The organism is Pseudomonas sp. WS 5410 (assembly GCF_012985645.1).
GTDB classification, from domain to species: Bacteria; Pseudomonadota; Gammaproteobacteria; order Pseudomonadales; family Pseudomonadaceae; genus Aquipseudomonas; species Aquipseudomonas shahriarae.
The window spans coordinates 23,936-49,737 of the sequence record NZ_JAAQWS010000019.1 but is presented as its reverse complement, the minus strand read 5'-3'; the positions used below and the strand labels follow the sequence as shown (position 1 = coordinate 49,737).

Genomic DNA, 25,802 nt, shown 5'->3' with positions numbered 1-25,802 from the left:
GGCCAGTCTGTATTATTCACTGGACGCAGGCGCCTGTTCATGCACGGTGCGGCGTTCGCGCTGGAGCAATTGCTGCTTGCGCTCCACCCCCCAGCGGTAGCCCGAAAGATGACCATCGCTGCGTACCACGCGGTGACAGGGAATCGCCACGGCCAGGCGATTGGCGCCGCACGCCTGGGCCACGGCGCGAAAGGCGCTGGGCGCGCCGATGCGTTGGGCAATCTCGGCATAGCTGGCCGTGCTGCCTAACGGAATGTCGCGCAGCGCCTGCCAGACACGCTCCTGGAACGCGGTGCCGCGCAGGTCCAGGGGCAGGTTCAGGCCCAGGGCGGGCGCTTCGATAAAACCCACCACCTGGGCAATCAACTGTTCAAAACCGGGGTCGGCGCCGATTAGATTGGCCTGCGGGAACTGGTCCTGCAGGTCGCGCGCCAGTTGGTCCGGGTCGTCGCCCAGGAGGATCGCGCAGACCCCGCGATTGCTCTGCGCCACCAGAATCGCCCCCAGGGAGCACTCGCCGATGGCAAAGTGGATATCGTTATGGATGCCGCCGGCCTTGTAGGCGCTGGGTGTCATGCCGAGCAACTGGTCGGCAGACGCATAGAAGCGGCTGTTGGAGTTGAAGCCTGCGTCGTACAGCGCGTCGGTCACCGACTGGTTGTCCTGCAGGTGAGCCCTGACCTTGCGTGAACGATGGGCCCGCGCATAGCCCCGCGGCGTCAGCCCGGTCAGGGTCTTGAATACGCGGTGGAAGTGGAAGGGGCTCAGGCCGGCGCCGTTGGCCAGGTCTTCCAGGGCGGGCAGGGTCTCGGCCTGTTCGATATGGCGGCAGGCAGCGGCGACCAGGTGCGCATGGCGTTGCGCGACCTGGGTCTGATCGGCCGAGGTGCGTTTATTGGGGCGGTACCCGGCGGCTTCGGCTTGCTGCGGGGTGTCGAAGAACTCGACGTTCTTGCGCAGCGGCTGGCGTGCGCTGCTGCTGGGACGGCAATACACCCCGGTAGTCTTGACCCCATAGACGAAGGTCAGGTCGGCCGTAGCGTCACGGGCAACAATGGCCGCCCAGCGCAGATCATCTTCAGTGCTCATGGCAATAGCTCGGCAATGGATCAGTGGCCAGGATAATCACCGGGGAGGGGCCGCACACTCCGTTGCTTGCGGTTGAATTCACCGGGCTCAGCCGGCCGTGCGAAACGTCAGGTTGATCCGTTGTGGCCCCATGCGCGGGTGCGCGCCTTCCTTGATCGGCAGTACCCCATGAAAACGCAGGCGGTCAACGCCGCCCCAGACCGCCACGTCGCCATGGAACAGTGAGATCTTCTGCGTCTTGTCACTGCGTTGATGGCCGCCAAACAGAAACACCGCCGGCAGGCCCAGGGACAGCGAGACCACCGGCGCGTTGTAGTCGCGCTCGTTCTTGTCCTGGTGCAGGGACATCCGCGCACCCGGCACATAGCGGTTGATCAGGCAGGCGTCCGGCGCAAAACCGTCGAAGCCCGCTGCGCTGGCCGCGTTGATCGCCAGTTCGCGCAACACCGCCGGCATGCTCGGCCAGGGCTGCTGGCGCTCGGGGTCGAGGGGGCTATAACGATAGCCCTGGGGGCTGGTGGTCCAGCCCAGTGCGCCGCAACTGCTCAGGGCCGCCGACATGGTAAAACCACCGGGGGTGACCATATGCCGGAACGGGGACTGGACCAGGACGGCACGCAGCTCGGGCAAGACACGTTCAAGCCAGGGCAGGGCATAGCCCCTGAGGACGTAGGATTGTTCGCCGATTTGCTCGCGACGGGCCGGTTGCTGCAAGGCCTCGTCGCTGAACAGGTCGCCGGTGGAATGAGGGTCCATGTTGCACAATCACTCCGCTGCTGGTGATGGTTTACAGGGCCTTGCTCACGGTGATCTCAGTGATTTCGTCACTGGCATCGTGGATTTTCGCCAAGGCCGCCTGGGCTTCTTCGGTGCTGGCCGACTGCAGTTGGGCAAATTCAAAACGGCGTTCGCCGTTGAGCTTGTACTTGATGACGTATTTGGTGGTCTGGTTCACGGGCATTCCTGTGGTGTAAGGCAGCGCAATCAGCTGAGTTTGGTGCTGGTGCGGCGAACAATGCGGATTTTATGGGACAAGGCCGGCTTGCGGGTAACGCTGATGGCACGGCGTGTCACCACATCCAGGGTGATGTTCCAGAACCCGGTGCTTGGCGCGGTGATCTTGGCCGGGAATTTGTCGAACGCGCCACCGTGATACGTGTGGCGACCACCATTTTTGAAGCTGCGGAAATTCGCATCGCTCATCAGGCGGATATTGCAGGTCTGCGAGCATTCAATGACGACAATGTCCCCTTCGTTCAAGTGTTCGCGCTGGTGGATGAATTTCATGGGGGGTGTCTCCAGAAGGGCTTTTTCTGAAAAATCAGAACGATACGTGGGTTAAGATGGAGTTTATCAGCCCCAGCACGTTTATTATCGGGTCGTCGTCGGCGTCTTCGACAATTTAAAACAGTTATTTACCGATATATCAGGGATAAATCCTACGTTGGCGGGAGAAAAATACCATCTTCGCTGTCGTAGGGTCTTTATCGGAGGTTTTGTATGAAGTGGAGTGTATTGGTTCTGGCCCTGGCAATAGGTGGATGTGCTTCGGTTTCAGACATCAAGCAGACACCGCCAACCCTGGCGGTTATCTCCGGGAAAAAACCGCAGGAATACGCGGCGTGTGTGGTGCAGAAACTGTCGGCGACCCGTCGCCCGTCGCAGATCGAGCCGCTCAAGGAAGGTGTGCGGGTAATTGTGCCGCAGAAATTTTCGGCTGACCCATCGGCCATTTTCGAGATTGAAGACCGCTCCAGTGGTAGCAGCATCAAGCTCTACGAGAGCATGTCCAATGTGCCGATTCGTCCGGGTGATGTGAAGAAAGCTGCGGAAGACTGCATTTCCGGCTGAGTCCACCTCACCGCTCATACGCGATCAACTCCGATCAAGAAGCCTGGCCTGCGCTTGCAGTGCCGGGCTTTTTATTGCCTGAAATTTCTTACCCAGCGGTTGTGACTGTCAGCCCATTACCCTACCATTTGTAGGCTTATGCATTGTAGGTCTAAGCATATAACTATAAAAATGGAGTCGTGATGATGTCTGTGGAGAGAGTGTTGATGGGTGGCGCCCTGCTGCTCATGCTCGGCAGCGCGCAGGCGCTGGAGGGCAAAAAGGTGTTCAATGAAGGTGGCGCGCAGCCTGGCGCGGCGGCTTGCATGGCGTGCCATGGCGCCGATGGCCTGGGGCTGGCGGCTGCGGGGTTTCCACGGCTGGCGGGGTTGCCGGCGGCTTACCTGAGCAAACAACTGCATGACTTTCAGAGTGGTGCGCGCAGCAACCCGGTGATGACGTCGCTGGCCAAGGCGCTTACCGATGAAGAAATCGCCGCAGTGACCCAGACGCTGGCGGCGATGCCGGCGCCGGCCGTGCAAACCGGCCATCGCAGCATGGCCCCGACCAATCCCACCGAAAAACTGGCACTGCAGGGTGCCTGGGAGCGGCAGATTCCTGCGTGTGTCAGTTGCCATGGCCCTGCAGGTGTCGGCGTGGGCGAGGCGTTCCCGCCGCTGTCCGGGCAATCTGCCGCCTACCTGGCCGCCCAGCTCAATGCCTGGCGCAGTGGCACCCGGCACAATGATCCCAATGACCTGATGGGCCATGTGGCCAAATCCCTCACGGATGACGAAGTGCAGGGGATTGCCGGTTATTTCGCCTCCTTGCCTGGCCAGGAGGTCAAGCCATGAAGAACCTGTCATTTGCACCCGTGCTGGTCGCGTTGATCAGTGTGCCGGCGTTGGCCGCACCGATAGCCATGGAAGATCAGTCGCAACTGCAGGTGCCGGCTGCGGTGCCTGCCACCACGGCGTTCCAGCCACCTCAGGCAAGCGAGTTGCCCGACAATGCCTACGGCAAGTTGGTGATGCAGGGTTATGCGTTGTTCGTCGACACCAAGCGCCTGGCGCCGCAGTTTGTCGGCAACGGTCTCAATTGCAGCAACTGCCACCTGGATCAGGGGCGCCTGGCCAACTCCTCGCCGCTGTGGGGGGCTTACCCGATGTACCCGGCCTATCGAAAAAAGAATGACAAGGTCAACTCCTTCGCCGAACGCCTGCAGGGTTGCTTCCAGTTCAGCATGGACGGCGGCACGCCACCGGCAGCCGACAGCCCTGAGATTGCCGCGCTGTCGACCTACGCTTACTGGCTGGCGAGCAAGGCGCCGCTGGGCGTGGAGTTGCCTGGGCGTGGTTACCCTGATGTGCCACAACCGGCCAAAGGCTACAACCTGGCGCAAGGGGCCGAGGTGTACAAGGCACAGTGTGCGGTGTGCCATGGCGGCGAGGGGCAGGGGCAGAAGGTCGGTGATAGCTACGTGATGCCACCGTTGTGGGGCAAGGACTCCTATAACTGGGGCGCCGGTATGCACCGGATCAACACGGCGGCCTCCTTTATCAAGCACAACATGCCGCTGGGCAAGGGCGGTAGCTTGAGCGACCAGCAGGCCTGGGACGTGGCGGCCTACGTCAACCGCCATGAGCGCCCCCAGGATCCGCGCCTGGTGGACGGCTCGGTGGAGAAGACCCGCGTCAAGTTCCACGCCAATGATGGCGTGAATCTGTACGGGCAAACGGTTGATGGCGTACTGATTGGCCAAGGCATCCGTTAAACTATCCGCCGACCACAAAAAATGCCGCTCAAACCCCGGGGTTTGAGCGGCATTGTCATTTTGGAAAGCAATTATGAAACGTGAACGCGTCAGAGAGCGGCATGCAGAGGGTCACATCTCTGCGACCCATGTGATTCAAAATCCGGCCAATTCGGGGGAGTGGATTGTATTTTTCAAGAAAAGCGGCGGGCGCAGCTTTTTCCTGGTGGATGACCAGGACGAGGTCGAATCCTTTGCGAAACTGGATGACCTGATCGACACCATTCGTAGCCTGGGCATCAAGTTCGCCGAGATTCACATGTAACCGCCCGGGTTACTTGCAGACCACCACCACACTGCGGCCCTTGAAATTGCCTACGTCCACGCCCAGGGTCTTGTCGCTGTCCTGCAAGGCCGGCGTGCCTTCGGTACCGACGATGCGGTAACCGGTGCCTGCGCAGGATGCATCGGCTTTTTCATAGCAACTGGCCCAAGAGTTGGCCTCGCCCGAGCAGTCGATGGTCAGGCCTTGTTCGCCATTTTTCAGATAGATATCAGATGTGGTAGTGCAGCCGGCAAGCGCCAGTACCGAGATCAGTGCCAGGATTTTGTTCATGAGTTGGGTCGTCGTCGAGGGTGTTGGAGGGGCGCTGACACTGTCGTGGGGCGTTGGCGCGAGAGTATAGCGAACTGCCACTTAATGCGCAGTCTCAGAAACAAAGTCTGCGACTGCGCCCCCGCGATGTGTCCGGCCCTGGCCTTTTGCGTGTGTCATGGCACACCCATCACGAGTACACCGCTGCCGCTGACGGGGCCTGGGGTGGGCAGGGAGCCGGCTCGCCGGACGAGGGTAAACGTCACATCGTCGCCGCCCACGCTATTGGTAATACTGGACAGGAAGGCGCCGCCGACCTGGACGGCCGTTGCGCTCCTTACGAGTGCCGTGCCGACATCCGGGTTGCTCATCAGCAGCAGCCTGGAGTCGAACGATGAAGGGGTACCTTTGTAGGTAATGGTGATCGGCGTGGTGATCCCCGGGTCCGGGCACGCGTAGGTGAGTCGGCGGTCACGGCGAACGGTGGTTGTCAGCGGGTCGGTGCCGATTGCCCTTTGGTGTACATCGCCGAAGTCGATCTCGATCGGGTTGTTATTGTTGATCGTGCAGGTTGACGGGGAAATGGTGAAGTCGTTGGCGGCGGTATAAGTGACCGTGAGTTGCGGTCGGGTGCCGTCGAAATTGTTCGAGCTGGTGAGGCGCAACAGGCCGAGGGTGTCTCCTGTGCGCACATCAATCGGATTGGAGGGATCGTTACGCACCAGAATATAGGGGGTGATATTGATCGGGTAGCCGATCCCGTTGTTGGGCATGGTGGCCACGCGGATACCCGCCGGAACCGGCGTATCGAGGAAGCTGCCATTGATGCGCAAACCGCTCCTTTCCCGGGTGAATTTGGGGCCGGACGTCCAGGGTGTTCCCGAGGCATTCCCGGTTGCCCAGTAATCCTCCCCCCAAACGGGGCCTGCGCCGGCGGTAAACCGACATTCGAGCCGGGCGCCCTCCATCAGAATCCTCACGCGATCTGTATCGAGCCGTACGTCTACGGGGACGGTCAGGTGGGTCACCCGCGCCCACTCCCCACCATTGATCCGGCAATCGACAGCCAGCGCGGCCGAACTAACGCTAATCAGCAGGAGAAGCACCATGGCTTCATATAGTCGTTTCATCTTGATCTCTCGTTGCTTCTCTACGCAGGCGCTGTCCAGCGAACAATCAGTCGCTGTAAACCTGGTTGGCCTGAAAGCCTATGGGTATCAATCGGTTTTTTGAGCCTACGAATTACGGGTAGTCCAGGGTAAAAGTAGAGGTCGCGGTGTAGGCGCCATGGCCAATGCTCTGGTCCCTGATGGCATTCGGCTCACCCTGTACATAGGCTTTGAGCTCAATAACGTTGCTGCCATTACGCAACACCTGTTCGTCGCTGACTGTATTCAGAGGCAATGGCTTTTGGCTCGGTGTCTCGATACCGATGCCAATGCCTGAGGCACCACTCCCTGCGTCCAGCGCGAGCAATCCGGGCAGCGCCGGGTTTTCCCTGCCGCCGAACGTGATGGTGACCGTGTTGCTGATCGTGGTGTTGCAATCTTCCAGGTGCAGCTTGAAACCCCGACCCTGGGAGCGGGTGTTGATGTAGAGATGCTTGCTGGTCAGGTCCCAGAGCTCCAATGTGATGGCCTCGTCGCCTGGACGGATAGTGCAGGCCTCTTCCACCAGGTTGCCCTTCAAGCGCAGGTTGTCCGCCGCTTGCCCCTCGGGGGTCAGGCCGGTGGTCAGCAGTAAGGCCAGCCCTGCACTTGGCCAGCCCTTGTAAATCGTTTCGTGTCCCATGGACGGATCTCCTACTCGTATTCGGCCAGCAACGTAGCCACCGCCGTAAACTGTGCAGGGGACAGCGTGGTGCCTGGCTGTTTGACGGGAACAACCTCCAATGCCGGCGGTGACGACAGGGTGATGTCCAGCGGTGTGTTGAGTGGAAACGGCTGGTCATTCTGGAAAATCCGGATCCCCAGTGCAGGCACATTGGTTTGCAATGCGGCGCCGTCAAACCCTGTCGCCGTGCCCCTGATACTCAACTTAAGCTCCCACGGCAGCGTGGCGGGGGCACAACTGATGGTGTAGCCGAGCCCGCGACGGTACTTCACTCCGTCGACCCGCTTGACCCCGACATCCCCAAAATCGACTTCAATGCTATTGCCTGCGTTGATCGTGCAGGGCGGCGGCTCGTTCAGCGTGCCGCTGAATGTCAGGTTGGCCAGCGCATTGCTGCAAAGGCCGATGGAACACAAGGCGAGCAATGCTCGCTGCTGGCAACGGGTCATTGATCGCTCCTTTTCATTGGTACTCGATGACAAGGGTGGCGGCGGCATCAAACACCCCTCCTGTCAGACTGCTGCCCGCGCGTTTGACAGGCACGGCCTGCACGATCGGAAAGTTTGGATAGGTAAACCTCACAGCCGTATTCAGCGGCCAGTCGGCGTCATTCACGAACAGCTTTACCCCAAGATCGGCCTTGCGGGTGCCGAGCACGCGACTGTCAAACGCCGCTCCGGTGCCCTTGAGTTCCAGGGTCATCGCGTTGCTGAAGGGCGAGTCGCATGTCACGGTGTAAGGCACGCTTCGACGATAATTGACCCCGTCAACCCGTGATGTCAGGAGGTTATTGCCAAACGGCACATCGAGCGTGCTCCCGCTGTTAATGACGCATGGCGGCGGGGCGATGATTTGTGCCCGGATGATCAGATTGGTATCGGCCGACACTGCTTGGCCTGCCGCCCACACCAGGGCGCCGGTCAGAATGGCCTGCGCGCCGATTGACTTAGCCATTGTTTTGCCCTTAGTCATAATTGAGCCTGAAATCCACTACGGCGCGAAATGCCCCGCTGGTCAGTGGTGCAGAGGTGCGCGTAGGCTGAACATTCCAGGTCCGGGTGCTGCTGCCCAATGCCAGAAACAGTGGTTCGCCCCTGGAGCCCAGCCGTACATCCCGCCCCACGTCATCGGTCAGGCGCAGGCCCATCCCGGTGATGCCTTGTACTTTGACCAGCCGCGGATCATCGTCATCGGCAGGGGCGACAAACGTTACCGACAGCACCGGTTGAAAGGCACTCCACACCAGGTTCCCCGTACGTTCGCTACGGATGCTGCCGGCGGTGCGCTGGCAATCGGTAAAATGCAGCTGGAATGCCACAGCTGTTGCCTGGTCGCCCGGTCGCTGCAATTGGCTGGTGGACACGGCGCCCAGGTCAATCGTCTGGTGCAGTGACGTCATCTCCAGGCTGCAAGGGGTCTCATGCATGGCCCCGTTAATGTTCAGCAGCCCATTCATGCCCTCGATATCATCCTCGGCGTGTGCGCCCCCCACCAAGGCAAAGGCCAGCAACAGGCCGCCCAAGACCTTCCCATTGTGCGACTTCATGATGTTCTCCCGCGGCAGGCGCTACTCATTTGGGCGGTGGGGTTTGTGAGCTGACCTTGCAGGTTTCACCACTGCAGGTGAAAGCCAGCAGTGGGCGACCACCGTAGTCGTTGACGTAGGAGAAGTAGGGCGTAGTACCGAGTGTGTCGGCCGATGGCCCCAGCGTCAGCGCGCCTTTGGGCGGTACCATCACCGGCTCGAAGCCCGGTACGGTTTTGCCGTCCCTGCTGCTGCGCGCATCCACCAGGGTCACGTAGTAAGGCGTTGGGTTATTCACCTGATAACTGGCGCCTATGCGGGTCAGGGTCAGCTTTTCCTGCCAGGGGGTGGATAGGTCTTGCTGGCTCGGCGCAATGGCCTGCGGCCGGTAGAACAGTTTGATTCGGGTCTGCAGGGCGATTTGCAGGGTATTGGATTTATCACTGCGCGGCGGGATCTCCCTCAAATTGAAGTAGTAGACCGTCTCGCGATCCTGCGGCAGCATTTTTGCCGCCGGCAATGCCTGGACTTTCACCTGGCTCTGTTTCCCCGGCTCCAAGCGCTGAACCGGCGGTAACACGATCAGGGGAGTGGTGATTTTCGTGCCCGCTTCATCCTCGATCCAGCCCTGGGCCAAATACGGCAATTGGGTGTTGTTATTGGTGATGTTCACGCTGGTGGCCTGTTTGCCGCCATCAAAAATCACTCGGGTGCGGTCCAGGCCGATCGCGGCATTTACACTCGGGCTCAAGCCCAGTGCCAGCAGGGCGAAGGCCGGAAGAGGGCGGCGCGTCTTGAGCGTCATGAGGATGTGTTCTCCGTATCGGTAGGCTGCCCGCTCAGTACCGGCGGCACGGGCAAGGATTGATCAGTGGCGGTCTTGCGGCAGCTCAATTGCAGGGCATCGGTCAAGCCATCAGCAGGCAAAACGACAGGGAGCGTGAGGATGCACTGCTCGGCACCTCCCCAACTGACGGCCATCTGCCCGCCGGCCTGTATACCGCTCAGATAGACATGGCCGTCGTCATTCACAATCCCGGTATCCTGCTGTTTCATGTTCTTGACCTGCGCGCCGAACGGCGGTGAGTTGCCATCTTCCAGGCGAAGAACCGCCATGGCTTTCTCGCCGGCAATCACGTCCAGTGAGCGGTAGCCGATAGCCCCTTCGGTCAGTGTCAGTTGCGTCACCGATTGAGTGGCTTCGACATTGTTCGGCAGGCTCTCCAGGTCGACGCTGGCCGCCGTACGCTGATAGCTGCTGATATCCGAGATAACCGCCTTGCCAAAGGCATTGCTGCGGCTTGGGCTGCCGTAACCCCGCACAGGCACATCCGGTACGCCGCCGGTGTCGACCATCAGGCGGGTTCCGCCCGTGCTGTTGGTCCGGTGCAGCGCAGCGCCGTGAGACGTAAGCGTGCCACCGCCGCGCGCAGACACACCGAGGCTGCTGTTACCGGATTGTTGGCTAGCGCTGAGGTCGATATCGGCCTGATCGCCCATGTGGGTCAGATAGCCGCTGGCAGAGCTATCGCTTGCACGGAGTTGGTAGCTATTGCGCGCATCAAGGCGATCACTGAAGCGCGACGAAAAACTGTTATCGCCCGCGGCCCGGTAGGCATCCAGCGATAGCGTGCCGGTGCGCCCCAGCGGCAGGCTGACCGTCAGCGCCGCACCGTTATCCTTGTAGCTGTATTCCAGGGTGCGAAAGATGTTCAGGGACAGGCTCATGTTTTTCACGGTGCCCACATTGAAATAACGTGACACGGACATGTTCCAGCGCTGCGTGTGTGGCCGGTCCCAATAGGTTTGTTTGTTGTAACTGGCGTAGACCGTGGCCCCAAGGTCGCGAAACTGCTTATTCACCGTGGCCGTATAAAGGGCCTTGCTCCCGCCGATAGGCTTCCAGTCATCAATGCGTTCACCGTCCTCGTTGTACCCCCCGCGCCCGCCGAGTTCGCCGTTCAAACCGTAATGCCGAGCGTTGAGGTATTCACTCATGCTCAGGAAGCCCTTCTCGGAAAACCGGTAGCCGGCGAAGGTTATCTGGCTGTCGTACTGCTCAAAGTGCTTGGAGTATTGGAGGCGGTAGGATTTACCCGCGAGCCGCTCATTCCAGACGGTTGCCTGGGACTGGGTGACATCCAGCGACAGGGCCCCGAACGCGAGCAGGTCACGCCCAGCGCCGACGGACAGCGCATGGTAGTTGTTATCCGTGATCCCGCCGCCGAACAGCGACCAGCCATTGCTGACCCCCCAGGAGAACTCGCCGGTCCCGAAAAAATCACCGTCACCGTTGTACTGGAGGTTGGACGGTCGTCCCGTTGCCAGCTTGTAGCGAACCTGGCCGGGGCGTGTCAGGTAGGGAACACCCGCCGTATCTAGCTGGAAGCTGTGGACCGAGCCGTCCTGTTCTTCCACCCGCACATCCAGCGAGCCGGACACGGCATCGTTAAGATCCTGAATGCGAAAGGGGCCTGCCGCGACCAGGGTTTCATACAGCACACGGCCTTGCTGGCTGACGACGACTTTTGCATTGGTTTTCGCCACTCCGACGACTTCCGGAGCGTAGCCACGCAAGTTGGGGGGCAGTTGGTTTTCATCCGAACTGAGTGCGGCGCCGGTAAAGCGGAAACTGTCGAACAGGTCCGAATACAGGTAGTTCTCTCCCACCACGAGGCGCGACTTCAGCGCAGGAATTGCGCGATAGGCGTAGTAGCGCGTCCAGTCCAGTTTCTGGTCCTTGGCTTCGCCCTCACGGCGTCTCTCGAAACGCCCCTGCCAGTCGGCCCTGAGGCGCCAGGCCCCGGCATTCGCGCCGAGCGTTCCGTTCCCACTCAGGTTGTTGCGGTTGCCGCGATTGTTTTGATAGTTGGACTGCGCGGTGATGCTGTAATCCGCCAACAGCCCCGGCACACCTTCATCCCAGCGCGAGGGCGGGTCCCAATTGATGTCGCTGTATTCGAGATAAGCCTGGGGGAGGTTGATAGTCAGCGTCGAGGTGGTCAGATCCCCACTCACTTCCATGCCCGGCAGCCCTTGGATATCCAGGCACTGCCCGTTATTCCACCAGGTGAGTTTTGCCGCGCCGGACGCCTTGAGGCCAAGCTGCTCGACGAGATCGGGGGACAAACAGGCCTGGCTGCCCTTGGGATCATTATCGGGGGGATAGAACACCACCGACTGCTCAGCAATAGGCTGGGCATTGACCTGCACCACCATTGAGTAGGTGCCGGGCAGAATAAACCCGCTGCGCGCAAATCGGGACAAGTCAATATTGGTGCGATCATTCAGATCAAGAACATCCGTATTGAACTCGATATCCCCGCTGGCCATTGCAGTTCCAGCCAGTGACATCAACCCGCTAAATAGGCCTGGACGCAGCGAATATTTGACCTTCGACGTATTCAACATGAAAAAGCGACTCATCAATGTTCAAAAATATTCCAGCTTGAACCGCACGGCGGCACCGTGAGCGCCAGGCATCAGCGGCAGCCCGTTGCCGACCAGGCGCAGCGTGTAGTGCAGTGTCATGTCGCCTTCTGCCAACGGCAGCAACGGCATCGGTTCACCCGGAATGCTCTCCTGGCCGGCCGCATCCCAAATGTGCAGGGCGACCCCCTGTGAACCACCAAAGGCAGCAAAGGAGCGACCGTCTCTATCGCGGGCACCGTCAAAGGTCACTTGCAGGTGCTGCCAATCCGGCAGGTTCACATCCGGGCGTGACGGGTCAGGGCGGGTCAAGGAGCAATTGACCAGGCGCAACTGGAAGGGGTGAGGTTCACCTATCGCACTGCGCAGTAGCCGGCCTATGGGCTCGGGTGGCATCTCGATGGTTTGATCGGCACTGACCAGTTCCAGCCCGCAAGCGGAGTCAATGACTTCTCCTCCCAGGGTGACTAACCCCTCACCTTGCGCCGCCGCATTCGCGAAAACGCAAGGGCTGATGAGCACCGTCAATGAAGAGGCAATGGCGAAACTCAGGAATGTTTTCACCTGTATCTCCCGTCAGAATCCCCCGCCACCCGAAGTGGCGGGGGCCGTACTTACTGATAGGCCAGGGTGAAATTGGTCACCGCGCTGAAATCACCAGGCACGATCGTGCCGGTGGCGGCACCTTGTACATAGGCACCAAACTCCAGGGTGTTGTTACCGACGGCAATGGCTTGCGGGGTCGTTGCGACACCCAGCTCAATGGGCTGGCTACCATGGGTCATCATGATGCCGATACCGCCCGCGCTACCCACTGTGCCCAACCCGCCCGGGACAACGCTTGAGGGCGCGCCCGTGAATGTAGTCGTCACCGTATTATCAGTCAGGCCTGCCAGGTCGCAGCCTTCAAGTTCAATCAGAACGCGCCGGGCTTCAGATTTCCCCCCTGTCTGCAATTGATGTTTGGCGATCGCGCCAAGATGAACAGTTTGATCTACGGAGTCAGGCTTAATAGAACAAGCACCCGAGTGGACCGACCCTTCGAACGTAACTGTCCCATCTGCCGCATGAGCGGCAGAGATCGCGCCAGCAAATAGTCCGATAGTTAGCAGTGCAGTTTTAAAATTATTTTTCATTTGCAGATACCTACAGAGTAAGTGTTGTTGAGAAGTCCGGCCGCAACTGTGCGTAGGACCTATTAAAAAGCGGTTATGAAGTGTGCAGTTAAGTGTCCAGGTTTCAGTGCTTTGGATTTCTCCTCTTCTCTTGAGGTATCGAAAGCTTGCGATTGAGTTCGCCGCTTTATAGGCGCAGTCCAGGGTCGTGCGGCAAGCCGGAACGGTCCGGCCAGTCGGCTCTTTGCCTCAGCGGAGGCTCGCAGAAAACTCAGCCCGGGTGCGGTTGAGTTGGTGTTCAGCGAAGTCCTGATTTTCCAACTATTTGTATTGCGCTTCGGGAGAACATTCGAGGCGGGGCAATTATTAGGCTACTAGTTTTAGTAAGGAAGTCGTCCGGTTCCCTTGCTTGCGTAGTCTTTTAGTGGTGGGGCATATAGGAAAGTTATGGCCGTTTTCCAATAATCGAGAAATGACCGTAAGACGTGGACTACATTTGGTTTAGCGAGGGGGCGAGTTGCTATAAAAATAGGTTGGCAAGTGTTTGGAGGCAATAGTGTATGTTGAGGAGAGCGAACTAATTTTCCCTCTCCTGAGTGAGTGCGTCGGCTCTGCCAGGGCGCAGATACAGGCAATGCAATGGGATGGCTGTTGTCAAACAAAAAAGCCCCGATCATCGGGGCTTTTTATGTGCAATCGTAGGGGCTTATTTCCCCTTTGGCCTTTTGCTCGATGCGTGACCGGCTTCGTCCACAAACACTTCGGCTACTGCAATAGCCTGGCTCTCGGTGGCGAATGCCCCGGCGACGCTGTCTCCGTGAAAATTGATCAGGTGCCAGCCGTCTGCTCGCTTAGTGATCAGGTAGCCGTTTACGCCTTTGGGTTCTGACATCGATTAACAATCTCGTGGTCTGGTTCAAGCGGGCTATGATAACGCCAAACGCGCAGGGCAAGCGCAAGTTGTTGCAGGTCAGTGCTCTGCACCCAAAAGCGTGCTAAAACAACCGAAGGCCTTTTAAGTAGCGGGGCACGGTTGGTTTGAGCTTGCCGTTGGTAGGGCCAATTGCAGGATCGGTGGAACTAACGCCGACATTTTTTCTCTATGTTGACATCGCAACGCCAGCAGCGCCCATTGTAAGGTGGCTGCGGCCTGATTAGACTGCGCCGAATTTCGTACGCACAGCCCTTATTAAGGACTTTTATGATCAAGAAATGCTTGTTCCCAGCAGCCGGTTACGGTACTCGCTTCCTGCCAGCGACCAAGGCCATGCCTAAAGAAATGCTGCCGGTGGTAAACAAGCCACTGATCCAGTACGGCGTCGAAGAGGCACTGGATGCCGGCCTCAACGAAATCTCCATCGTCACCGGCCGTGGCAAGCGCGCACTGGAAGACCACTTCGATATCAGCTACGAGCTGGAAAACCAGATCAAGGGCACTGACAAGGAAAAATACCTGGTCGGTATCCGCAAGCTGCTCGACGAGTGCTCGTTCTCCTACACCCGTCAAACCCAGATGAAAGGCCTTGGCCACGCGATCCTTACCGGTCGCCCACTGATCGGTGACGAACCGTTTGCCGTGGTCCTGGCGGACGACCTGTGCGTCAACCTGGAAGGCGACGGCGTCTTGACCCAGATGGTCAAGCTCTACCAGAAGTACCGCTGCACCATCGTTGCGGTGCAGGAAGTCGACCCTGCGGAAACCAACAAGTACGGGGTGATCGCCGGTGATGACATCGGTGATGGCCTGATCCGCGTTCGCGACATGGTCGAGAAGCCGGCGCCGGAAGATGCTCCGTCGAACCTGGCAATCATTGGTCGCTACATCCTGACCCCGGATATCTTCAAGCTGATCGAAGAAACCGAGCCAGGCAAGGGCGGCGAAATCCAGATTACCGATGCTTTGCTGAAACAGGCCAAAGACGGTTGCGTGATTGCCTACAAGTTCAAGGGCCGTCGTTTTGACTGCGGTGGCGCTGAAGGCTACATCGAGGCGACCAACTTCTGCTACGAGCACTTCTACAAGACTGGCAAGGCTTACTGATTAAGCATTGCCTGTTGAGTCTCAAGAAAGCCACCTTCGGGTGGCTTTCTGGTTTTTTGGGCGCAAGCGGGTATCCTGATGCCCTGCCGAGGAGAGTGAAATGGCCTACGATTTTGATCTTTATGTGATTGGCGCCGGTTCCGGTGGTGTACGGGCGGCGCGGTTCGCCGCAGGTTTTGGCGCGAAGGTGGCCGTGGCGGAAAGCCGCTACCTGGGCGGTACCTGTGTCAACGTTGGCTGCGTGCCGAAAAAACTGTTGGTGTATGGCGCGCACTTTGCCGAAGACTTCGAACAAGCCAGCGGCTTTGGCTGGTCCTTGGGCGAAGCGAACTTTGATTGGGCGACATTGATCGCCAACAAGGATCGCGAGATCAATCGCCTCAACGGTATTTACCGTAACTTGCTGGTTAACAGCGGGGTGACCCTGCACGAAGGCCATGCGCGTCTGACCGGCCCCCACGAGGTCGAGATCAACGGCGAGCGCTTCACGGCCAAGCACATCTTGATCGCCACGGGCGGCTGGCCGCAGATCCCCGAGATTCCGGGGCATGAGCATGCCATTGGTTCCAATGAGGCGTTCTTCCTGAAGCAACTGCCCAAGCGCGTACTGGTGGTGGGTGGTGGTTATATCGCGGTGGAATTTGCCGGGATTTTCCATGGTCTGGGCGCGCAGACGTCGTTGCTGTATCGCGGCGATCTGTTCCTGCGCGGCTTTGATGGCGCGGTGCGCAAGCACTTGCAGGAAGAGCTGACCAAGCGCGGCCTGGACCTGCAATTCAACGCCGATATCGCACGTATCGACAAGCAGGCCGATGGCAGCCTCAAGGCCACCCTGAAAGACGGTCGTGTATTGGAAGCCGATTGCGTGTTCTACGCCACGGGCCGGCGCCCGATGTTGGATAACCTGGGCCTGGAGCACACCGGGGTCAAGCTGGACAAGCGTGGCTTTATCGAGGTTGACGATCTGTACCAGACCGCCGAGTCGTCGATCCTGGCCATTGGGGACGTGATTGGTCGCGTGCAACTGACACCCGTGGCATTGGCTGAAGGCATGGCGGTGGCGCGGCGTCTATTCAAGCCTGAGCAGTACCGCCCGGTGGATTACGCGATGATCCCCACGGCAGTGTTCAGCCTGCCGAATATCGGTACCGTGGGCCTGAGCGAAGAGCAGGCGCGGGCCGATGGGCATAACGTGCAGGTTTTCGAAAGCCGCTTCCGGCCGATGAAACTGACCCTGACGGAGTGCCAGGAGCGCACGCTGATGAAGCTGGTGGTCGATGCCGATACCGACAAGGTGCTGGGTTGCCACATGGTCGGGCCGGATGCGGGCGAGATTGTCCAGGGCCTGGCGATCGCCCTCAAGGCGGGGGCGACCAAGCAGCATTTCGACGAGACCATCGGCGTGCACCCGACGGCGGCGGAAGAGTTTGTCACCATGCGCACGCCTGTCGCTGGCTGATCAGGTATTCCCTGTTGCCTCTGGCGCCGTTGCAACGACGGCGGCCAGGCGCAGCGCCTCAATGGTGGCCTGGGCCTTGATCAGCTCCAGCTCCAGGGGTTTGCGGCTGTGCTGCTGCTCGGCCAGGGCCTCCTGCCGTGCCTGGTTGTCCAGCACGGCAACCCGCAGACGCTCCTGGAGCAGGGTGCGCTCGCTATCAATCAGGCTTACCTGTTCGCTCAGCTTGAGCTGCTGGGCCTGATCCTTGCGGCTTTGTTCTTGCAGAGTCGCCAACTCCTTCGCCGTGACCCGGTGCTCAATCAATAGCCGCTCATTGTCACGGTGCAACTGGGTGATTTCGTCCTGACGCACCATGGCGCTCTGCTGGGCCTGACGCAGTTCGGCCTGCAGTTGCTGCAGCTGGCCTTCGTGGCGGCGTTGTTCCTGTTCGCGCTGGTCTTTGATTGCAGTGCGGTAGTGCTCAAGGGCGTCGCGGGCGTGCAGGTGTTTGTCTTCCAGCGAGCGAATCTGTTCGTCCTTGTCCGCGAGTCGTAGCTCGTAGTCGCTGCACGCCTGGCTGAGTCCGGCGTTACGGGTTTGCTCGGTTTGCAGGCTGGTGCTGGCGGTCTGCAGGGCTGCGCTTTCTTCCGCCAGGGCGGCGGCCTGAATATCAAATTGCTGCTGGAGCTGGTTGTGGGCTGCGGTCAGTGCCTCTGCCTGGGCGAGCAGGGCGGTTTTCTGCTGCTCGAACTGCGCCAGGGCCTGGTCGATGGGTTCCTGGGCCTTCTCTTTCAAGCGCTGGGCCAGGCGTGCGACCAACTCGCCAAGCTCATCGTCGATGGGCGCCTCGGTAATGGCGAGGCGGGTTTCGCTCTCGTCCAGCTCCTTTAAATAGCGGTGGATGGTGGTTTTCGAGCCGGTATTGCCCATTTCGATGCGTACCGCATCAATGCTGGGGTTTTCGCCGCGGGCGAGGATTGCCAGGCGTGCCGTTTGAACTACTGCTTTATTGATGCCGCCGCGAGCCATGGGGTCTCCGTCGATTTAGTACTGTGGTATGTATTATGTATATACATACTCTATCACGAATAAAATTTCCTTTAAATTGATGATTTTACAGATGGGATATTGGCGTATTATCCCGTGTGATGACCCATTTGACGCAGATTCACCCCCTATGCCCGTACACCAACCCCTTGGCGATAGCGCTATGAGTGAACTTGATCGTTACCTGAACGCCGCCACCCGCGATAACACCCGACGCAGCTATCGCGCCGCCATCGAGCACTTTGAAGTGAGTTGGGGTGGCTTCCTGCCCGCCACCAGCGACAGCGTGGCCCGTTATCTGGTGGCTTACGCCGGGGTGTTGTCGGTCAATACCCTGAAATTGCGCTTGTCGGCGCTGGCGCAATGGCATTCCAGCCAGGGTTTCCCGGACCCGACCAAAGCGCCGGTGGTGCGCAAGGTGCTCAAGGGCATCCGCGCCGTGCACCCGGCCCAGGAAAAACAGGCCGAGCCCTTGCAGCTCCAGCACCTGGAGCAGGTGGTCAATTGGCTTGAGCGCGAAGCTGAGCAGGCGCGGACAGAGGGCGATCGGCCGCGCTGGCTGCGCGCCAAGCGCGACGCGGCCTTGATCCTGCTGGGCTTCTGGCGTGGTTTTCGCAGTGATGAGCTGTGTCGGCTGCAGATCGAGCATGTGCAGGCGGTACCAGGCGCGGGCATCACCCTGTACTTGCCGCGCAGCAAGAGTGACCGCGAGAACCTCGGCCAGACCTATCAAACCCCGGCACTGCTGCGCTTGTGCCCGGTGCAGGCCTATGCCGAATGGCTGAGTGCCTCGGCCCTGGTGCGCGGCCCGGTGTTTCGCGGGATCGATCGCTGGGGCAACCTGGGCGAGGAGGGGTTGCACGCCAATAGCGTGATCCCGCTGCTGCGCCAGGCCCTCGGGCGCGCGGGCATTGCTGCCGAGCAGTACACCAGCCACTCCTTGCGCCGGGGCTTCGCCACCTGGGCCCATCGCAGCGGTTGGGATTTGAAGTCGTTGATGGGTTACGTCGGCTGGAAGGACATGAAGTCCGCCATGCGCTATGTTGAAGCGACGCCCTTTCTTGGCATGACTCAGGCCCGCGATCCGCTGCTTTAAGATTTCTTCTATTAATACAGCTGGTTGATAGCCAAAACCAATCGGCGGCATCAGGTTTGGCAATGAGCCATCGGCGATGAGACTGGGTAGGATTCACCCATCAACTTACTAACCCCTGACGGAGAGTCAACGATGCCTATCATCAACAGCCAAGTAAAACCGTTCAAAGCCACCGCTTACAAAAACGGCAACTTCGTAGACGTGTCGGACGCTGACCTGAAAGGCAAGTGGTCTGTCGTGTTCTTCTACCCAGCCGACTTCACTTTCGTCTGCCCAACCGAACTGGAAGACCTGGCTGACAACTACGCCGAATTCCAGAAGCTGGGCGTCGAGATCTACAGCGTGTCCACCGACACCCACTTTGCCCACGCTGCCTGGCACAACACTTCGCCAGCCATCGGCAAAATCCAGTACACCATGATCGGCGACCCAACCCTGACCATCTCCCGCAACTTCGACGTGCTGATCGAAGAAGCTGGCCTGGCAGACCGTGGCACCTTCGTGATCAACCCTGAAGGCCAGATCAAGATCGTTGAACTGAACGACGGCGGTGTTGGCCGTGACGCTTCCGAGCTGCTGCGCAAAATCAAGGCCGCCCAGTACGTCGCTGCCCACCCAGGCGAAGTGTGCCCAGCCAAGTGGAAAGAAGGCGAGGCTACCCTGGCTCCGTCCCTGGACCTGGTCGGCAAGATCTAAGTCTGTGAAGTATCAAGGGCGGATTGCCGCACCTTAAGTAAGCCGCACCGCCCTCAAAAACGCCCGGGCGAGATTCGCTCGGGCGTTTTTTTTTACCGAATTGATTTGAAATAGGAAATCGCCCGTATGTTGGACGCCAATCTTAAAGCTCAGTTGAAGTCATACCTGGAGCGGGTCACCCAGCCGATCGAGATCGTTGCCTCCCTCGACGACGGTGCGAAATCCCAGGAAATGCTTGCTCTTTTGCAGGACGTAACCAGCCTCACCACGCTGATTACCCTGAAAACCGATGGCAATGATGGGCGCAAGCCGTCGTTCTCCATCAACCGCCCGGGTGCCGATATCAGCCTGCGTTTTGCCGGCATCCCCATGGGCCATGAATTCACTTCGTTGGTGCTGGCCCTGCTGCAAGTCGGTGGCCACCCGTCGAAGGCCAGTGTCGAAGTGATTGAACAGATTCGCAGCCTTAAAGGTGAGTTCAACTTCGAGACTTACTTCTCGCTGTCCTGCCAGAACTGCCCGGACGTGGTCCAGGCGCTGAACCTGATGGCCGTGCTCAACCCCAATATCCGCCACGTGGCCATTGATGGCGCACTGTTCCAGGCGGAAGTCGACGAGCGCCAGGTCATGGCGGTGCCCAGCGTCTACCTCAACGGCGTGAACTTCGGCCAGGGCCGCATGGGGCTGGAAGAAATCCTCGCCAAGCTCGACACCAGCGGTATCGAAAAGGCCGCCGAGAAAATCAGCGCCAAGGACGCGTTCGATGTGCTGGTCGTCGGTGGTGGCCCGGCCGGTTCTGCCGCCGCGATCTACGCCGCGCGTAAAGGTATTCGTACCGGTGTGGCCGCCGAACGTTTTGGTGGGCAAGTACTGGACACCATGTCCATCGAGAACTTTATCTCGGTGCAGGAAACCGAAGGCCCGAAACTCGCCAGCGCCCTGGAAGCCCACGTGCGTCAGTACGACGTGGACATCATGAACCTGCAGCGCGCCAGCAGCCTGATCCCGGCGAAAAATCCCGGTGAGTTGCATGAAATTCGCTTTGAAAGCGGTGCGACCCTCAAGTCCAAGACCGTGATCCTGGCCACCGGTGCCCGCTGGCGCGAAATGGGGGTGCCGGGCGAGCAGGAATACAAGGCCAAGGGTGTGTGCTTCTGCCCGCACTGCGATGGTCCGCTGTTCAAGGGCAAGCGCGTGGCGGTGATCGGTGGCGGTAACTCCGGCGTTGAAGCAGCCATCGACCTGGCCGGTATTGTCAGCCACGTGACCTTGCTGGAGTTCGACAGCAAGTTGCGCGCCGACGCCGTATTGCAGCGCAAGCTCTACAGCCTGCCGAACGTTGACGTGATCACCAGTGCGCTGACCAGTGAAGTCAAAGGTGATGGCCAGAAGGTTACTGGCCTGGCGTACAAAGACCGTGATACCGGCGAATTCAAGACCGTCGACCTGGAAGGTATCTTTGTACAGATCGGCCTGTTGCCCAACACCGATTGGCTCAAGGGCACCGTGGAGCTGTCGCCCCGTGGCGAGATCATTGTCGATGCCCGTGGCGAGACCTCACTGCCCGGCGTGTTTGCCGCCGGTGACGTCACCACCGTGCCCTACAAGCAGATCGTGATTGCGGTGGGCGAGGGCGCCAAGGCTTCCCTGAGTGCTTTTGATTACCTGATCCGAGCGTAAGGCCCGATACTAAAAAACCCATGAGTGATCATGGGTTTTTTGTGGGTGTTGCTTTTGTGGGAGCTGGCCTGCGAGGCAGGCGACTCGGCGTGACCGTTACACCACGGTGATACGCTCCTACAGGGGCAACAAACCGGTTTACAGCGGCGCTGGCTGAATGATCTCAACCCAGTACGCATCCGGATCCTTGATAAACGCCAGGCTTTTCATCCGCCCATCGGTCAGGCGCTTCTGGAAATCACAGCCCAAGGCTTCAAAGCGCTCGCAGGCCGCGACGATATCCGGCACCGAAATGCAGATATGGCCAAACCCGCGCGGGTCGGTGTTGCCATTGTGGTAGGCGAAGTCGGCATCGTTTTCGGTGCCGTGGTTGTGGGTCAGTTCCAGGATGCCCGGGATCGACTTCATCCACTGGGTGCGCGCGGCGGCATCGGCTGGAATCTGCGCCTTGTCGACCAGGGCGAGGAAGTACAGGCTGAATTCGGCTTCCGGGAAGTCGCGTTTTTCAACCAGGGAAAAACCCAGGACGCGGGTATAGAAGTCCAGGGACTTAGTGATGTCCTTGACCCGCAGCATGGTGTGGTTGAACACGAAGTTCGAAGTGGCGGTGTCGGGTTGGGCGGTGACGCCCGGGAAGGTGTTCAATTCGTGCAGGCTCATGGGCCCTCCAGAAAAAATGGGGCAGACGCAGCTCGTGATTTGAGCGGTCCCTTGGCGTGCGGCAGATCCGTGTAGCCGGATCATGATACGCAAGCTGCACCGGCCGCGCCAAATGAAAAACGCACCCGGGCCTTGCGGCCATCCCCTCGGCGGGCTCAAACTTTGCGGCTTGAACTTCGAGTGTTTTTTGCAATGAGCCGATTGAACAAACCATTGTTGGCCGCCTTGTGGCTTGTCTTGGGCAGCACCGTTGCACTGGCGGCAGACCCGGAGATTCATTGGCCCAGCGGCTGGCAGGTGGAGGAGGTGGTGGCGGATGCCGATGCGCCGGCCACGCCGTCACCGGTGTCGCGCCAGCGCGCGATCAAGAACGATGAGAACGGCGAGACGCTGATGGTCATGGAGTTGACGGGTACGCCGATCGAGCCTGGGCATGTGGTCAATCTGCAAGGGGTGTTGCTGGAGATGCGCAAGTCCATCCAGAAGGACTTTGCCCGCAGTGGTTATCAAAGTGTCTGCAACAAGATTCACTCAAGCACCTTAAGTCATCTTGAGGCGCTGGAAACTACCTGCGTGATTACCGAGAACGGTCGGCATGTGCTCTCGCAAACACTGGTGGGTGCTGTCGATACGAATAAGGCCTATGTTTTTTCATATGCCGGGCAAGCCGCTGCCTATGAGTCGAGCAAGGAAGAAGTCAGCTCGGTACGTGCAAGCCTGAAACTTTGATCGGCGATGGCTAGATGCCTGACATGGCACATTGACAGAAAAACCCATAACTACAGGACTGCGGTGTACAGCGGCTGTTCGGCGATTGTGTTCGAAGTGGAGTGTATTTCAAAGTTCACTTTCGCACGCGGCAGCGTTTGAAATCGAGGCGCAAAAACAAAAAGCCCCGCATCAGCGGGGCTTTTTATTAGTGCGCCTGTATTAGCCGCGCAGCCAGGAATCTACAGTGGCAGCGCCATACTGTTCTTTCCAGGCCTTCAAGCCGCGGTGGTTGCCGCCCTTGGTTTCAATCAGTTCACCCGTGTGCGGGTTGTGATACACCTTGATCACGCGTGCGCGGCGGGTTTTGGGGGCGGCTGCCACTTGGATCCCCGACTTGCCTGGGTTTGGATCAAGGATGGAGATGATGTCGCGCAGGCTCTTGCCGTAGGTTTTCATCAGCCCTTGAAGCTTTTCTTCAAATTCGATTTCTTTCTTCAGGCCAGCGTCGTTCTTCAGGGATTCCAGCTGGGCGAGCTGTTCTTGAAGGGCTTTTTCTGCGGCACGAAATTCGGCGAGTCTGGACAAAATATTTACTCCAATAGTGTATTTGGCTGATACCCACTGCAAACAAAGCTATAAGCCAAGAGCCTCAGCATGACTCGGTAAAAGTGGTTCTCCTGCCGATTCGGCGCAGGCAGGAAAAATTGTAGTAGTTAATGCGCCACGAGTAAATCACGTCTTTTGTATAAATAACAATTTTTCATCTGATGCTAGATGGATATTCAATCGCGCCGCAAAGATTTAATGAACGCGTCAAAAGGCTCCGGGCGACCAAACAGGTAGCCCTGCAAGAAGTCCACACCTTGCGCGGCCAGATAGTCACATTGCTCTTGGGTTTCCACGCCTTCGGCGACGATGCCCAAATCAAGCTTGCCGGATAACTCAATGATGCTGTCGAGTATATGCCGCGATAACGCATCGGCTCCGATCATGGCCACAAAGCTTTGATCAATCTTCAAGTAGTCAACATTGAAGTTGCGCAAATAACCCAGGCTGGAGTGGCCGGTGCCGAAGTCATCAATGGCGATCATCACGCCCAGTTCGTGCAGGGCCTGGAACAGCTGGCGGGTGACCTCGGTGGGTTCGATCAGTTCGCGCTCGGTCAACTCCAGCGTCAAAAGTACCTGGCCCGGCTTGAAGGCGGCGAGGAACTCCTGGCAGTCCTGCACCAACACCAGGTCCTGGCAATGCCGGGCGGTGATATTGATCCCCACATGGAAATTGCTGCCCAGGCGATCGGCATGGGGCGCCAGTTGTGTGGCGACCTGGCGCATCAAGGCGCGGGTCATGGGCACGATCAGCCCGGAGTGCTCGGCCAGGGGGATAAACAGGTCGGGGCGCACCAGGCCTTCCTTGGGGTGCTGCCAGCGCATCAGGACTTCACAGCCGGCCCATTGAAGGTTATCGCCACGAACCACCGGTTGGTAATACGGCACGAACTCATTGGCGCCCAGCGCCCGCTGCAGTTCGTGGGTGGGGGCGGAGGAGCGTTTTTGCACCCAGTGCGCCAGCACGCCGGCCAGCACGCCGAAAAACACCAGCAGGCTGAACAGCGCCGGGTAGCGCGCTTCCATATACCGCCAGACTTCCCCTTCGGGCATGCCGGCTTCCACGCTGTACGCGTAGCGCTGGGAGGCGAGGTGCTGGTGGGCCACGGGAAACTCCGGCGGCGCACTGTTTTTGACTTTTCCGTCGCTGCCCAACCAATTGGGGCCGACCTGCAACACCAGGTCCGCGTAGCGGCTGATCAGGCGCAGGGCATTGGTCAGGTGGTAACCGTCAATCGAAGCAAACGCAGCCTTGTCGCCCTCCACCAGCCGGTACACCAACAGGGCGGTATCGGGGGTGACCGGGTTGCCATTCATCAGCCACAGGCGACCCTCGACGTAGTCGTCAGGATTGACCGCAGACACGTGGGTGTCACCAAACAGCGAGGTGCAATAAATGGACTTTTTCCACGACAAGGTGGTTGCGCGTACAAAGGGGCGCCGTGTGACTTGCTCGCGCAGCGCCAGTTGCACCGCGTTGTCACAGGCCTTGCCCGCCAGCGGCAGCAGTTCCTGGGCGGCACGGGCGGTGTTGTCGAGCATCAGGTCGAATTGGCGCACGGCCTCGGTCGCCGTCTGCGACGTGCTGTGCTCCAGGGTGCGTTTGGCCTGCAGGTGCAGGATGGCCACTCCCAGCAGAATCGGCAGCAGGCCGCACAGGACCGTGATCAAGGAGCGGGCGGCGCGCTTGCGCGGACCTTTGAGGGTAAGTGGCATTTACGCAGCCTGTAGCAAAGTGAGGGAAGGGCCTGGTAGCGGCTACAGGCAGTACGTCTGAAGTAACAATGATAGTTGGTCTATGGCATTAGCAAAGCGTAGACCTAACGACTTGGCTAGTTGTGCGTGTTTTTTAATCTTGCCAAACTTTGCAACATATTTTGACGAGAAAAAATTGTTTGGTCTATTGCGTTGTTGCTTGGATCAGTGCTCGCCAGAAAAAACTTCAGTCTCGTGAAGAGGCTGCCATTCAAGAACCAACAGTTTTGCTGCATTGAGCTCGAACTCGGCGGGCGGGCTTGTGCCTGCGCGTCGTCTGACCGGGGCTCGTAACCCTTAGGAACACGTGTATGAAAAACCATGTCCTGGCGATTGCCTTGCTGCTTGCTTGCGGGCTTGCCGTACCGTTGGCCACTGCCGCCGATGGCACCATCACCCTGACCGGAGAAATCACCGGCACCACCTGCACGATCAGTGGCGGGACCGGTGGTTTCGCGGGCTCCGGTGCGAACTTTCCGGTGGTCCTGGACAAAGTGCAAGCCAGCGCCCTGTCGACGGAGGGGGCAACCGCCAGCGCCAAGCCATTCTTTATTTATGTGGGCGGCGGCGCCAGTTGTGCGGATGCGACCAAGGTGGCTGTGTTGTATGAAAGCACCAGCCCGGCGATCAATCCGGCCACCGGCAACTTGCGCAACATGGCCCCCAAAACCGCTGCCGCCAAAGTAGAGGTGCAAATTCTCGACGGCGCCACCCAGAAGCCGATGGACTTGCGTACCGGCCATGCTTCGAGCACGGCCACGGTCACCTGCGGCCTGGCAACCTTGCCCTTTGCGGTACGTTACATCGCCACGGGCGGGGCGGCGGGGGTAGGGCTGGTGACTACGGCGGTGCAGTACTCGGTGATCTTTCCCTGATCGCCCGATAGACCGAGGGCCCGGGC

The 25,802-nt window shown here is 59.2% G+C and carries 30 protein-coding genes; 11 read left to right on the top strand and 19 right to left on the bottom strand.

Features of this window, described 5'->3' with window-relative positions:
- Window positions 1–12 precede the first annotated feature (12 nt).
- The 4 genes from ada to HBO24_RS23570 form a co-directional block, all read right to left on the bottom strand.
- Window positions 13–1,089, bottom strand: coding sequence for a bifunctional DNA-binding transcriptional regulator/O6-methylguanine-DNA methyltransferase Ada (ada, locus tag HBO24_RS23585; protein ID WP_170060428.1), 1,077 nt, complete (start codon window positions 1,087–1,089; stop codon window positions 13–15).
- A gap of 87 nt (window positions 1,090–1,176) precedes the next feature.
- The gene (gene alkB / locus HBO24_RS23580) at window positions 1,177–1,845 is read right to left on the bottom strand and encodes a DNA oxidative demethylase AlkB (RefSeq protein WP_057440045.1); all 669 of its coding nucleotides are present in this window, start codon (window positions 1,843–1,845) and stop codon (window positions 1,177–1,179) included.
- A gap of 31 nt (window positions 1,846–1,876) precedes the next feature.
- A complete protein-coding gene (locus HBO24_RS23575; protein ID WP_162947682.1) occupies window positions 1,877–2,044 on the bottom strand; it encodes a hypothetical protein in 168 nt (55 codons plus the stop codon).
- Window positions 2,045–2,073: 29 nt separating this feature from the next.
- Entirely contained in the window at window positions 2,074–2,376 is a 303-nt protein-coding gene (locus tag HBO24_RS23570; RefSeq protein WP_003173824.1) for a DUF1883 domain-containing protein, read from the bottom strand.
- 213 nt (window positions 2,377–2,589) lie between these two features.
- Between HBO24_RS23570 and HBO24_RS23565 the strand changes: the two genes are divergently transcribed.
- The 4 genes from HBO24_RS23565 (at window position 2,590) to HBO24_RS23550 (ending at window position 4,997) form a co-directional block, all read left to right on the top strand.
- Window positions 2,590–2,940 carry a hypothetical protein gene (locus HBO24_RS23565; RefSeq protein WP_057440046.1) on the top strand — a complete coding sequence of 117 codons (351 nt, stop codon included), beginning with the start codon at window positions 2,590–2,592 and terminating at the stop codon, window positions 2,938–2,940.
- Between the two features lie 182 nt (window positions 2,941–3,122).
- On the top strand, window positions 3,123–3,773 hold the full coding sequence (locus tag HBO24_RS23560; protein ID WP_169960849.1) for a c-type cytochrome: 651 nt from the start codon (window positions 3,123–3,125) through the stop codon (window positions 3,771–3,773).
- Window positions 3,770–4,693: a c-type cytochrome gene (locus HBO24_RS23555; protein WP_170060427.1), complete on the top strand. Its 924-nt coding sequence runs from the start codon at window positions 3,770–3,772 to the stop codon at window positions 4,691–4,693. The genes HBO24_RS23560 and HBO24_RS23555 overlap by 4 nt, the downstream gene beginning before the upstream one ends.
- 73 nt (window positions 4,694–4,766) lie before the next feature.
- Entirely contained in the window at window positions 4,767–4,997 is a 231-nt protein-coding gene (locus HBO24_RS23550; RefSeq protein ID WP_057440048.1) for a hypothetical protein, read from the top strand.
- Window positions 4,998–5,006: 9 nt separating this feature from the next.
- On the opposite strand, the gene HBO24_RS23545 is transcribed toward HBO24_RS23550, so the two are convergent.
- The 11 genes from HBO24_RS23545 to HBO24_RS23495 form a co-directional block, all read right to left on the bottom strand.
- The gene (locus HBO24_RS23545; RefSeq protein ID WP_057440049.1) at window positions 5,007–5,288 is read right to left on the bottom strand and encodes a hypothetical protein; all 282 of its coding nucleotides are present in this window, start codon (window positions 5,286–5,288) and stop codon (window positions 5,007–5,009) included.
- Between the two features lie 155 nt (window positions 5,289–5,443).
- Window positions 5,444–6,397: a fimbrial protein gene (locus HBO24_RS23540; RefSeq protein WP_057959603.1), complete on the bottom strand. Its 954-nt coding sequence runs from the start codon at window positions 6,395–6,397 to the stop codon at window positions 5,444–5,446.
- Between the two features lie 112 nt (window positions 6,398–6,509).
- Window positions 6,510–7,058: a fimbrial protein gene (locus HBO24_RS23535; RefSeq protein WP_057440051.1), complete on the bottom strand. Its 549-nt coding sequence runs from the start codon at window positions 7,056–7,058 to the stop codon at window positions 6,510–6,512.
- 11 nt (window positions 7,059–7,069) lie between these two features.
- Window positions 7,070–7,549 (bottom strand): fimbrial protein, encoded by a 480-nt coding sequence (locus tag HBO24_RS23530; RefSeq protein ID WP_170060426.1) that lies wholly within the window; start codon window positions 7,547–7,549, stop codon window positions 7,070–7,072.
- A gap of 13 nt (window positions 7,550–7,562) precedes the next feature.
- Window positions 7,563–8,054, bottom strand: a complete 492-nt coding sequence (locus HBO24_RS23525; protein WP_057444807.1) for a fimbrial protein — start codon at window positions 8,052–8,054, stop codon at window positions 7,563–7,565.
- Between the two features lie 10 nt (window positions 8,055–8,064).
- Window positions 8,065–8,646: a fimbrial protein gene (locus tag HBO24_RS23520; protein WP_170060425.1), complete on the bottom strand. Its 582-nt coding sequence runs from the start codon at window positions 8,644–8,646 to the stop codon at window positions 8,065–8,067.
- A 25-nt stretch (window positions 8,647–8,671) separates the two neighbouring features.
- Window positions 8,672–9,430, bottom strand: coding sequence for a fimbria/pilus periplasmic chaperone (locus HBO24_RS23515; protein ID WP_115128117.1), 759 nt, complete (start codon window positions 9,428–9,430; stop codon window positions 8,672–8,674).
- Window positions 9,427–12,036 carry an outer membrane usher protein gene (locus tag HBO24_RS23510; RefSeq protein ID WP_170060424.1) on the bottom strand — a complete coding sequence of 870 codons (2,610 nt, stop codon included), beginning with the start codon at window positions 12,034–12,036 and terminating at the stop codon, window positions 9,427–9,429. Before HBO24_RS23510 ends, HBO24_RS23515 begins: the two co-directional genes overlap by 4 nt.
- A gap of 21 nt (window positions 12,037–12,057) precedes the next feature.
- Window positions 12,058–12,618, bottom strand: a complete 561-nt coding sequence (locus HBO24_RS23505) for a fimbrial protein (RefSeq protein ID WP_057440056.1) — start codon at window positions 12,616–12,618, stop codon at window positions 12,058–12,060.
- 50 nt (window positions 12,619–12,668) lie between these two features.
- Window positions 12,669–13,190 (bottom strand): fimbrial protein, encoded by a 522-nt coding sequence (locus tag HBO24_RS23500; protein ID WP_169960843.1) that lies wholly within the window; start codon window positions 13,188–13,190, stop codon window positions 12,669–12,671.
- Window positions 13,191–13,875: 685 nt separating this feature from the next.
- Entirely contained in the window at window positions 13,876–14,061 is a 186-nt protein-coding gene (locus HBO24_RS23495) for a hypothetical protein (protein WP_029294643.1), read from the bottom strand.
- A gap of 309 nt (window positions 14,062–14,370) precedes the next feature.
- Here HBO24_RS23495 and galU point away from each other — a divergent pair, with 309 nt between their 5' ends.
- Both galU and gorA read left to right on the top strand, forming a co-directional pair.
- Entirely contained in the window at window positions 14,371–15,210 is an 840-nt protein-coding gene (galU, locus tag HBO24_RS23490) for a UTP--glucose-1-phosphate uridylyltransferase GalU (protein WP_057440057.1), read from the top strand.
- 100 nt (window positions 15,211–15,310) lie between these two features.
- Window positions 15,311–16,669, top strand: coding sequence for a glutathione-disulfide reductase (gene gorA, locus HBO24_RS23485; protein ID WP_169960842.1), 1,359 nt, complete (start codon window positions 15,311–15,313; stop codon window positions 16,667–16,669).
- Here the strand turns inward: gorA and HBO24_RS23480 are convergent, their stop codons facing one another.
- Complete coding sequence (locus HBO24_RS23480) at window positions 16,670–17,677, bottom strand: DNA-binding protein (protein ID WP_170060423.1); 1,008 nt, start codon at window positions 17,675–17,677, stop codon at window positions 16,670–16,672.
- A 181-nt stretch (window positions 17,678–17,858) separates the two neighbouring features.
- Between HBO24_RS23480 and HBO24_RS23475 the strand changes: the two genes are divergently transcribed.
- From HBO24_RS23475 to ahpF, 3 genes are all read left to right on the top strand, one after another.
- On the top strand, window positions 17,859–18,791 hold the full coding sequence (locus HBO24_RS23475; RefSeq protein ID WP_170060422.1) for a site-specific integrase: 933 nt from the start codon (window positions 17,859–17,861) through the stop codon (window positions 18,789–18,791).
- Between the two features lie 132 nt (window positions 18,792–18,923).
- Window positions 18,924–19,487, top strand: coding sequence for an alkyl hydroperoxide reductase subunit C (gene ahpC / locus HBO24_RS23470; protein ID WP_010210361.1), 564 nt, complete (start codon window positions 18,924–18,926; stop codon window positions 19,485–19,487).
- 126 nt (window positions 19,488–19,613) lie between these two features.
- On the top strand, window positions 19,614–21,167 hold the full coding sequence (gene ahpF / locus HBO24_RS23465; RefSeq protein ID WP_057959615.1) for an alkyl hydroperoxide reductase subunit F: 1,554 nt from the start codon (window positions 19,614–19,616) through the stop codon (window positions 21,165–21,167).
- Window positions 21,168–21,305: 138 nt separating this feature from the next.
- Here ahpF and gloA read toward each other — a convergent pair whose 3' ends face one another.
- Entirely contained in the window at window positions 21,306–21,827 is a 522-nt protein-coding gene (gloA, locus tag HBO24_RS23460; protein ID WP_057440061.1) for a lactoylglutathione lyase, read from the bottom strand.
- 192 nt (window positions 21,828–22,019) lie between these two features.
- Here gloA and HBO24_RS23455 point away from each other — a divergent pair, with 192 nt between their 5' ends.
- Window positions 22,020–22,556: a DUF4946 domain-containing protein gene (locus tag HBO24_RS23455; RefSeq protein ID WP_120732894.1), complete on the top strand. Its 537-nt coding sequence runs from the start codon at window positions 22,020–22,022 to the stop codon at window positions 22,554–22,556.
- 201 nt (window positions 22,557–22,757) lie between these two features.
- Here the strand turns inward: HBO24_RS23455 and HBO24_RS23450 are convergent, their stop codons facing one another.
- Window positions 22,758–23,123, bottom strand: coding sequence for a histone-like nucleoid-structuring protein, MvaT/MvaU family (locus HBO24_RS23450; protein WP_170060454.1), 366 nt, complete (start codon window positions 23,121–23,123; stop codon window positions 22,758–22,760).
- Window positions 23,124–23,320: 197 nt separating this feature from the next.
- On the bottom strand, window positions 23,321–24,862 hold the full coding sequence (locus HBO24_RS23445; protein WP_170060421.1) for an EAL domain-containing protein: 1,542 nt from the start codon (window positions 24,860–24,862) through the stop codon (window positions 23,321–23,323).
- 350 nt (window positions 24,863–25,212) lie between these two features.
- Between HBO24_RS23445 and HBO24_RS23440 the strand changes: the two genes are divergently transcribed.
- Window positions 25,213–25,776 carry a fimbrial protein gene (locus HBO24_RS23440; protein WP_170060420.1) on the top strand — a complete coding sequence of 188 codons (564 nt, stop codon included), beginning with the start codon at window positions 25,213–25,215 and terminating at the stop codon, window positions 25,774–25,776.
- Window positions 25,777–25,802 lie beyond the last annotated feature (26 nt).

Excerpts from the sequence above, each read along its gene's own strand:
- ada (WP_170060428.1), bottom strand. The coding sequence starts at position 1,089 with ATGAGCACTGAAGATGATCTGCGCTGGGCGGCCATTGTTGCCCGTGAC.
- alkB (WP_057440045.1), bottom strand. The coding sequence starts at position 1,845 with ATGGACCCTCATTCCACCGGCGACCTGTTCAGCGACGAGGCCTTGCAG.
- HBO24_RS23570 (WP_003173824.1), bottom strand. The coding sequence starts at position 2,376 with ATGAAATTCATCCACCAGCGCGAACACTTGAACGAAGGGGACATTGTC.
- HBO24_RS23565 (WP_057440046.1), top strand. The coding sequence starts at position 2,590 with ATGAAGTGGAGTGTATTGGTTCTGGCCCTGGCAATAGGTGGATGTGCT.
- HBO24_RS23560 (WP_169960849.1), top strand. The coding sequence starts at position 3,123 with ATGATGTCTGTGGAGAGAGTGTTGATGGGTGGCGCCCTGCTGCTCATG.
- HBO24_RS23555 (WP_170060427.1), top strand. The coding sequence starts at position 3,770 with ATGAAGAACCTGTCATTTGCACCCGTGCTGGTCGCGTTGATCAGTGTG.
- HBO24_RS23550 (WP_057440048.1), top strand. The coding sequence starts at position 4,767 with ATGAAACGTGAACGCGTCAGAGAGCGGCATGCAGAGGGTCACATCTCT.
- HBO24_RS23545 (WP_057440049.1), bottom strand. The coding sequence starts at position 5,288 with ATGAACAAAATCCTGGCACTGATCTCGGTACTGGCGCTTGCCGGCTGC.
- HBO24_RS23540 (WP_057959603.1), bottom strand. The coding sequence starts at position 6,397 with ATGAAACGACTATATGAAGCCATGGTGCTTCTCCTGCTGATTAGCGTT.
- HBO24_RS23535 (WP_057440051.1), bottom strand. The coding sequence starts at position 7,058 with ATGGGACACGAAACGATTTACAAGGGCTGGCCAAGTGCAGGGCTGGCC.
- HBO24_RS23530 (WP_170060426.1), bottom strand. The coding sequence starts at position 7,549 with ATGACCCGTTGCCAGCAGCGAGCATTGCTCGCCTTGTGTTCCATCGGC.
- HBO24_RS23525 (WP_057444807.1), bottom strand. The coding sequence starts at position 8,054 with ATGGCTAAGTCAATCGGCGCGCAGGCCATTCTGACCGGCGCCCTGGTG.
- HBO24_RS23520 (WP_170060425.1), bottom strand. The coding sequence starts at position 8,646 with ATGAAGTCGCACAATGGGAAGGTCTTGGGCGGCCTGTTGCTGGCCTTT.
- HBO24_RS23515 (WP_115128117.1), bottom strand. The coding sequence starts at position 9,430 with ATGACGCTCAAGACGCGCCGCCCTCTTCCGGCCTTCGCCCTGCTGGCA.
- HBO24_RS23510 (WP_170060424.1), bottom strand. The coding sequence starts at position 12,036 with ATGTTGAATACGTCGAAGGTCAAATATTCGCTGCGTCCAGGCCTATTT.
- HBO24_RS23500 (WP_169960843.1), bottom strand. The coding sequence starts at position 13,190 with ATGAAAAATAATTTTAAAACTGCACTGCTAACTATCGGACTATTTGCT.
- HBO24_RS23495 (WP_029294643.1), bottom strand. The coding sequence starts at position 14,061 with ATGTCAGAACCCAAAGGCGTAAACGGCTACCTGATCACTAAGCGAGCA.
- galU (WP_057440057.1), top strand. The coding sequence starts at position 14,371 with ATGATCAAGAAATGCTTGTTCCCAGCAGCCGGTTACGGTACTCGCTTC.
- gorA (WP_169960842.1), top strand. The coding sequence starts at position 15,311 with ATGGCCTACGATTTTGATCTTTATGTGATTGGCGCCGGTTCCGGTGGT.
- HBO24_RS23480 (WP_170060423.1), bottom strand. The coding sequence starts at position 17,677 with ATGGCTCGCGGCGGCATCAATAAAGCAGTAGTTCAAACGGCACGCCTG.
- HBO24_RS23475 (WP_170060422.1), top strand. The coding sequence starts at position 17,859 with ATGAGTGAACTTGATCGTTACCTGAACGCCGCCACCCGCGATAACACC.
- ahpC (WP_010210361.1), top strand. The coding sequence starts at position 18,924 with ATGCCTATCATCAACAGCCAAGTAAAACCGTTCAAAGCCACCGCTTAC.
- ahpF (WP_057959615.1), top strand. The coding sequence starts at position 19,614 with ATGTTGGACGCCAATCTTAAAGCTCAGTTGAAGTCATACCTGGAGCGG.
- gloA (WP_057440061.1), bottom strand. The coding sequence starts at position 21,827 with ATGAGCCTGCACGAATTGAACACCTTCCCGGGCGTCACCGCCCAACCC.
- HBO24_RS23455 (WP_120732894.1), top strand. The coding sequence starts at position 22,020 with ATGAGCCGATTGAACAAACCATTGTTGGCCGCCTTGTGGCTTGTCTTG.
- HBO24_RS23445 (WP_170060421.1), bottom strand. The coding sequence starts at position 24,862 with ATGCCACTTACCCTCAAAGGTCCGCGCAAGCGCGCCGCCCGCTCCTTG.
- HBO24_RS23440 (WP_170060420.1), top strand. The coding sequence starts at position 25,213 with ATGAAAAACCATGTCCTGGCGATTGCCTTGCTGCTTGCTTGCGGGCTT.